Annotated in this window: 7 protein-coding genes and 1 pseudogene; all 8 read left to right on the top strand. The window is 44.8% G+C overall.

Annotated elements, in window-relative coordinates; translation table 11 throughout:
* Positions 1–181 precede the first annotated feature (181 nt).
* The 8 genes and pseudogenes from L2082_RS17965 (at position 182) to L2082_RS17930 (ending at position 5,850) form a co-directional block, all read left to right on the top strand.
* Positions 182–789 (top strand): annotated as a pseudogene (locus L2082_RS17965) (zeta toxin family protein).
* A 566-nt stretch (positions 790–1,355) separates the two neighbouring features.
* Entirely contained in the window at positions 1,356–2,585 is a 1,230-nt protein-coding gene (locus L2082_RS17960; RefSeq protein ID WP_446010524.1) for a multidrug effflux MFS transporter, read from the top strand.
* Between the two features lie 442 nt (positions 2,586–3,027).
* Positions 3,028–3,441: a type II toxin-antitoxin system VapC family toxin gene (locus tag L2082_RS17955; protein WP_446010525.1), complete on the top strand. Its 414-nt coding sequence runs from the start codon at positions 3,028–3,030 to the stop codon at positions 3,439–3,441.
* Positions 3,442–3,559: 118 nt separating this feature from the next.
* The gene (locus L2082_RS17950) at positions 3,560–3,769 is read left to right on the top strand and encodes a hypothetical protein (protein WP_446010526.1); all 210 of its coding nucleotides are present in this window, start codon (positions 3,560–3,562) and stop codon (positions 3,767–3,769) included.
* Positions 3,770–3,778: 9 nt separating this feature from the next.
* Positions 3,779–4,219 carry a type II toxin-antitoxin system VapC family toxin gene (locus L2082_RS17945; RefSeq protein ID WP_446010527.1) on the top strand — a complete coding sequence of 147 codons (441 nt, stop codon included), beginning with the start codon at positions 3,779–3,781 and terminating at the stop codon, positions 4,217–4,219.
* A gap of 30 nt (positions 4,220–4,249) precedes the next feature.
* Positions 4,250–4,567 (top strand): nucleotidyltransferase family protein, encoded by a 318-nt coding sequence (locus L2082_RS17940; protein ID WP_446010528.1) that lies wholly within the window; start codon positions 4,250–4,252, stop codon positions 4,565–4,567.
* A gap of 110 nt (positions 4,568–4,677) precedes the next feature.
* The gene (locus tag L2082_RS17935; protein WP_446010529.1) at positions 4,678–5,178 is read left to right on the top strand and encodes a hypothetical protein; all 501 of its coding nucleotides are present in this window, start codon (positions 4,678–4,680) and stop codon (positions 5,176–5,178) included.
* A 126-nt stretch (positions 5,179–5,304) separates the two neighbouring features.
* On the top strand, positions 5,305–5,850 hold the full coding sequence (locus L2082_RS17930; RefSeq protein WP_446010530.1) for a hypothetical protein: 546 nt from the start codon (positions 5,305–5,307) through the stop codon (positions 5,848–5,850).
* Positions 5,851–5,930 lie beyond the last annotated feature (80 nt).

The following is a 5,930-nucleotide window of genomic DNA, read 5'->3' as shown; positions in this document are numbered from 1 at the left end:
TTATCTATTTTTCGCAACTCTTCTCTGGATAGGTGCATGCGAACTCAGAACGTGGATAGATCTCGTAAAAAACGTTGTGACCCTTAAACTATCGTGATCTTCTTTTTTTGTCCAATCTTTTTTTGTGTGGAATGAGGGGGGGGGTGAACGGTTACGCTGCGTCTCGTCAAAAAGCTTCCATATGACAGCTCAAAAAGAAAACAAGCCGAGATTGATAATTGTTGCGGGGCCAAATGGCTCTGGTAAAACAACAATTACTGAAAAGTTACTGCGGCATGAGTGGATGGAAGGTTGCGTGTATATTAATCCTGATTTCATAGCGCAGCAGGATTTCGGAGACTGGAACTCAATTGATGACGTTGTTAAGGCTGCAAATAAAGCTCAGTCGATTCGGGAAGAATGTCTGAAAAACAGGACAGATATGGCATTCGAAACCGTTTTTTCAACAGAAGAAAAACTTGAATTTATAAAAAAGGCTAAAACATCAGGATATTTTATCCGTTTGTTTTTTATCTGCACCAATGACCCGTCAATAAATGCGCAGAGAATTGCATTACGAGTTATGGAAGGTGTCATGATGTACCTATTCCTAAAATAATAAGTCGTTATTACAGGTCAATAGTAAACTCAGTTGAAGCCATAAAAATAGTTGACCGTGCATATTTTTATGATAACTCAGAAAATGATGTCGATCCTCAGTTGATTTTCAGGGTCAGTGATCATAATACAATGAAAAAATATAAAGATCCTGTGCCATGGTCAGAAGGTATTATCGAATCGCTAAAATGAAGGTTAGCCAGGAATTACTCATCAGCACCTTGGGAGAAGTTTAGTCGGAAAAGTTCATTACGCTGATTTTACGTGAGCCGTTCAATTATACCGAATGGCAACGTGATCTGTGGAATGATAAATCTGTTGAAGAAATCAGCAAAATGGCGATGCGGCGTCGCTTGAAGCAAGACGGCTGACCCTTGTCGGTCGTTTCCATCGAATTGCTGAGGAATGGCAAGAGGGGCAGTGTTAACCATTTGCCCTTTCTCTACGCCGTCCGCATCTCCCGCACCATCTCCGCCGGGTGTTGTCCGAAATAGTGCCTCAACTCGTGACTGAACTGTGACGCGTTTTCATATCTTTCCCTGTCCGCAGCAAGATAGACCTTCATCTTTTCCTGTCCCCATAGACCCGTAGATCACGGGTCGTTGTTCGTCGTAGCTGTGACCGATCAATAATTATTCAAAGCAGGTTGCCAGAGCCTGCTTCATGCGCCCGGAGGAATTCCTCCGGGCTCTTTTATTTTATGCAGTATGCAAAGCGTAGGGAGTGAGGCTCCCGTATATATGTCAGAACAAGAAAATATGTCAGAACAAGAAAATATCCTGTCTGATGCCCAGGTCGTGGCGGCAGCACCTGCTGGTTGGTATGTCCTTGGTGTCCTCAGCCTGCTCATGGGATTCGGTTCTATCTCCACCGACCTCTATTTGCCTGCCATGCCAGCAATGGGGCGGGCCTTGGGAGCAGATGCCGGGATGATAGAACTGACCATTTCCGGTTATCTCATCGGTTTCAGCCTGGGGCAGTTGCTTTGGGGGCCGATCAGTGATCGCTACGGTCGCCGTCCCTCGGTATCTGCCGGGCTGATTTTCTTTATCATCGGTTCAGCTGGTTGTGCCCTTTCCCGGACAGCGGAGGCGCTCATTGCCTGGCGCATCGTGCAGGCCATCGGGGCCTGTGCCTGCGTTGCTCTGTCCCGGGCAATGGTGCGGGATCTCTATCAGGGGAACCGGGCTGCGCAGATGCTCTCCATGCTCATGACCATTATGACCATCGCTCCTATCCTTGGCCCCTTAGTGGGCGGGCAGATTGTGGCCCTGGCTGGCTGGCGTGCTGTGTTTTGGTCTTTGGTGACGGTGGGGGCGCTGACCTTTGTGCTCCTTTGGAGCATCCCGGAAACCCTACCGGTCCGGCGGCGGAACATGGAATCCTTGGGCATGGCCATGCGCTATTACGGGGAGCTGCTCCGCCATCGCAAAATTATGGGATATGCCATTACCGGTGGCTTTCTCTATGTGGGGTTGTTTGCCTATGTTGCCGGAACGCCCTTTATCTATATCAATTATTATCATGTCTCGGAGCAGCAGTTCGGTTTTTTCTGGGGCATCGTCATTGCCGGGGCCACAGTGGCGAATCTGATCAATGCCAAGCTCGTTGTCCGGCATGGCTATGATCGGATTCTCCTGATGGGAACCGTGGTGATGGCCCTTGCTGCCTTTGCCGTTGCCTGGACAGCCGGAACCGGGTGGGGTGGGATTTGGGGATTGGTGCTGCCCTTGTTTGTGTATATTTCCAGTATAGGGTTTATTGTGGCCAATTCGGTTGCCGGGGCCATGACCTGCTTTCCTGAACGGGCCGGAGCGGTGTCCGCCCTGGTAGGGGCGATTCAGTACGGCAGCGGAATTATTGGTTCTGCCCTGGTCGGGCTTTTGGCAGATGGGACGCCCTGGCCCATGGGCTTGATTCTCGGTATGTCTGGGGTGGGGTGTCTGCTTTCGGTTTCCCTCTTGTTAGGGAAGATCAATGAGATCTGATCCATTGATTGACATAATTGCATTTATCGCACAAAATAAAAGAGCAACGCCCGACTTCGGGATGATTGCAGCCGGTAATGCGGATCTGCGAAGGATGAAACCATAGTAGCCTCCTGCGCAGGAGCATGGTCAGGAAAAGAAACAATCATTATTCATAAAATACGAATGTGCAAAGTCGTCGCACCCAGCCTGTTTCATAATCAGATATGCAACTCACAATAAATATATCAGACATCATTCCAATTGAAAGGACTGCGAGGTTGATCGCAGGAATACGGGAACTCTTTGCGAGGGAAGGCATATCCTGCGAAATAGAAAAAAAGGTTTCGGAACAGCCTGATCCCTGGGATGCCCTTAACTTGGAGGAACTTTCGGTTGATACAGGGATCGAAGATTTTGCTGAAAATCACGATCACTATCTTTACGGCACGAAAAAACGTTCATGAAGCCTGTTTTTGTTGATACTTCCACCATTATCGCTATCGGCAACAGCAGAGATGCGTTTCATGCACAGGCAGTAAGGACCGTGACTGCGCTGAAGCAATCTCAACAGATTCTTGTGACAACCGACGCAGTGCTGCTTGAATTCGGCAATGCCTTCAGCCCGGTTAATCTTCGCCATGTCGCTGTCAGGATGATAGAAGCTGTTCGTGCTTCTGAAAAGTGGCAGTGCATTCCCGCAGATGCGGCTCTGATCGAACGCGGCTTCCAAAAATTTAAAAAGATGCAGGATAAAGACTGGGGCTTTGTGGACTGTCTCAGTATAGTTGCTGCAAATGATCTCGGGGGCAACGAGGTCTTCAGTGCAGACCATCATTTTGAGCAGGCAGGTTTTTCGATTTTGCTGAAAAAATGAGATGAACTGCACTGTTCGGTGCGGCAGCCGCCTTATGCAGGATGCATCTGTGAGACACCTGAAGAGCACCGGACGATCAACAACTTTTTTGTTTAATGTATTTAAAGGGGGACCGTTTATGATTGCTAAAGATATGCTTGCTCAGATTCAGCAGGCACCGCTGGCGGAGCGTATTCAGTTTATTGAGGTTATTTTGAAGTCATTGAAGGACGATATTAAATCCGGCATATCCGGCAGGCATCGTCGGAAGGCATTTAAAGTCAGAAAGTTTCATCTTGGTCAGGAAGTCCGCTGTGATCGCGATGAAATCTATGCTGAAAGGGGATAAAAAAAACACATGCTTTTCGCAATTGATACGAATTTGCTGGTTTATGCTCATAATGAAGATTCTGAATTCCATCAACAAGCTGTCCTGTTTATTGAGCAAGTATTCAACGAATATGATGCGGATGGACAGTTGAATGTCTGTCTTTCAACGCAGGTACTGACAGAATTTATCAATGTTATGACACGGCAGACGCTGACACGCCCTCTTTCAATTCAGGATGCGGCAGATGTTGTTCAGGAGTATCTTGATACCGGAGTTCTTGTTCTTTCTCATAAAGATACGCAGATGCAGACCTTCTTAACGTTGTTGAAAAACGTCACAACACGCAAAAAGATGTTCGACGTGGTTCTTGCAGCGACGTTGAAAGATCATGGAGTTGCCGGACTGTATACGGTGAATACTGCTGACTTTGAAGGTTTTGAGTGGCTGACGGTGATCAATCCGTTATAATCAGGATAATAGAGAAAGGAGGTGGTACGGATGGTCACAGCACATCTGACAAACATTGTTCGTGAATTCAAACAGGCTGTTGCCGCAAAATATACTGTGAACGACATCTGCTTATTTGGTTCCAATGCGCGAGGTGAAGCGACAAAAGACTCTGATATCGATATTTTCCTTCAAATCGATGACTTGACCACGGACATTGAGCAGGATGTGTACAATATGGCCTACGACTTGGAACTGAAGTATGACTGTGTCATTGATGTTATCCTGCTTTCTGATGCTATTGTTAAGACACATGCGGATTACCTGCCGATCTACCGCAATATTCTGCGGGAAGGGGTGGGTCTGTGACGCCTGAAGATCGTCGGACGATCATGACCTAACGATTGGAACGCTCGGAAGAATCCTTGCGGGCAGCTTTTATTGCCTCATTAATTTTATCCTTTGTAATAGTATATTGAATGAACGAGCCTAAATTAAAATCATACATGCTCGATTGCTTTGGAAAAGACTTTATCGTTCGAGAGGAGGTCGCGGGTAATTTTATTGTCGATAATACACCTGTTATCATTGATTACTTAATGTATCCGAGTGAGGATTTAATTGATAGAGGTTTTGAAAAACAATGGTTTGGTGTTGAAGTTAAGGTTCCGGGGAGCGATGCGAAGAAAGGTCTCCAAGTATCTTGGCAAGCCATTACCTATAGCCAATCATTATTTGACGGCATTCGGCCAGTTTTCGTATTAATATTCCCCCAAATCACAGATTTTTTTCGCACTCCATCGGATGCCTATTATGTGAAGACCTTATTGCAAAAAGCCAACGTTGGTTATGTTGAAGTGAATGAGCGTAGCAAAACATGGAAAATAATGTTTGGGGCTAATGTTTATTTTTATTCTGACAGAGGTCTTAGTAAAACGCCTACAATCGCAACTAAAAGAAATGTGGGTAGTTGGAAATAAAGTTATACAGTGTAGTCAGGTAGGTTTGCTTGATTGCAACGAAGAAGGACAGTTTTAGCTTAAATTGTCTGATTTCGTTATGCTCAATTAGATCTACGTAACTAAATTCCAAACAGGGGAAATTAAATGAATAACAGCACTGAGGGAAAACAATCGATTTCTGCAGGATTTATTCAATTTTATAACGACCAAGTCATGGATACAATATCAACTTTTGAGGAGAGTAAGAAAAATGATATTGATTTATTCATACTTCAGTTTACTACCTGGGATGGGTTCATAGTTAATTATAATAAAAATGAAATACGTGAATGGTGTAACGGAAATGACAGTAAAATATTTGTTGGATTAACTGGAAGAGGTAGTGAGATAAATGGCCTACATAGAGACCATACTACTTACTGGAAAAATGGTGATGAGATTGATACTGATAAAATATCTTCCTTAGTCCAGGAAGATATGTCAATTATTGAGGATTGGTCTCAAGGTGATGATGGTTTTATCACAGGATTTTATTCTAGCTACGAACCATTAAGTACTAAATATGTCGAAAGTGTAGGGCAAGAGTATGACGAATATCTTTCCATGCTAGGGGTAAAGCTGGAAGAGTGGGCTAATACGAATACAGCAATTCAGCTCGTAAAAAAACACCTAAACATTCAAGCGGGATAACTTAATTACCGAAATTTTTTTTTCCAGCTATTTTCGACTTGACGATTGTCTATTTGTTTGGTGAGATGAAAAAATCAAAC

The organism is Candidatus Electrothrix sp., from assembly GCF_052785085.1.
The sequence above is the reverse complement of the archived record's forward strand: the minus strand, read 5'-3'. Positions and strand labels throughout refer to the sequence as shown.

Excerpts from the sequence above, each read along its gene's own strand:
- L2082_RS17930 (WP_446010530.1), top strand. The coding sequence starts at position 5,305 with ATGAATAACAGCACTGAGGGAAAACAATCGATTTCTGCAGGATTTATT.
- L2082_RS17955 (WP_446010525.1), top strand. The coding sequence starts at position 3,028 with ATGAAGCCTGTTTTTGTTGATACTTCCACCATTATCGCTATCGGCAAC.
- L2082_RS17945 (WP_446010527.1), top strand. The coding sequence starts at position 3,779 with ATGCTTTTCGCAATTGATACGAATTTGCTGGTTTATGCTCATAATGAA.
- L2082_RS17935 (WP_446010529.1), top strand. The coding sequence starts at position 4,678 with ATGAACGAGCCTAAATTAAAATCATACATGCTCGATTGCTTTGGAAAA.
- L2082_RS17960 (WP_446010524.1), top strand. The coding sequence starts at position 1,356 with ATGTCAGAACAAGAAAATATCCTGTCTGATGCCCAGGTCGTGGCGGCA.
- L2082_RS17950 (WP_446010526.1), top strand. The coding sequence starts at position 3,560 with ATGATTGCTAAAGATATGCTTGCTCAGATTCAGCAGGCACCGCTGGCG.
- L2082_RS17940 (WP_446010528.1), top strand. The coding sequence starts at position 4,250 with ATGGTCACAGCACATCTGACAAACATTGTTCGTGAATTCAAACAGGCT.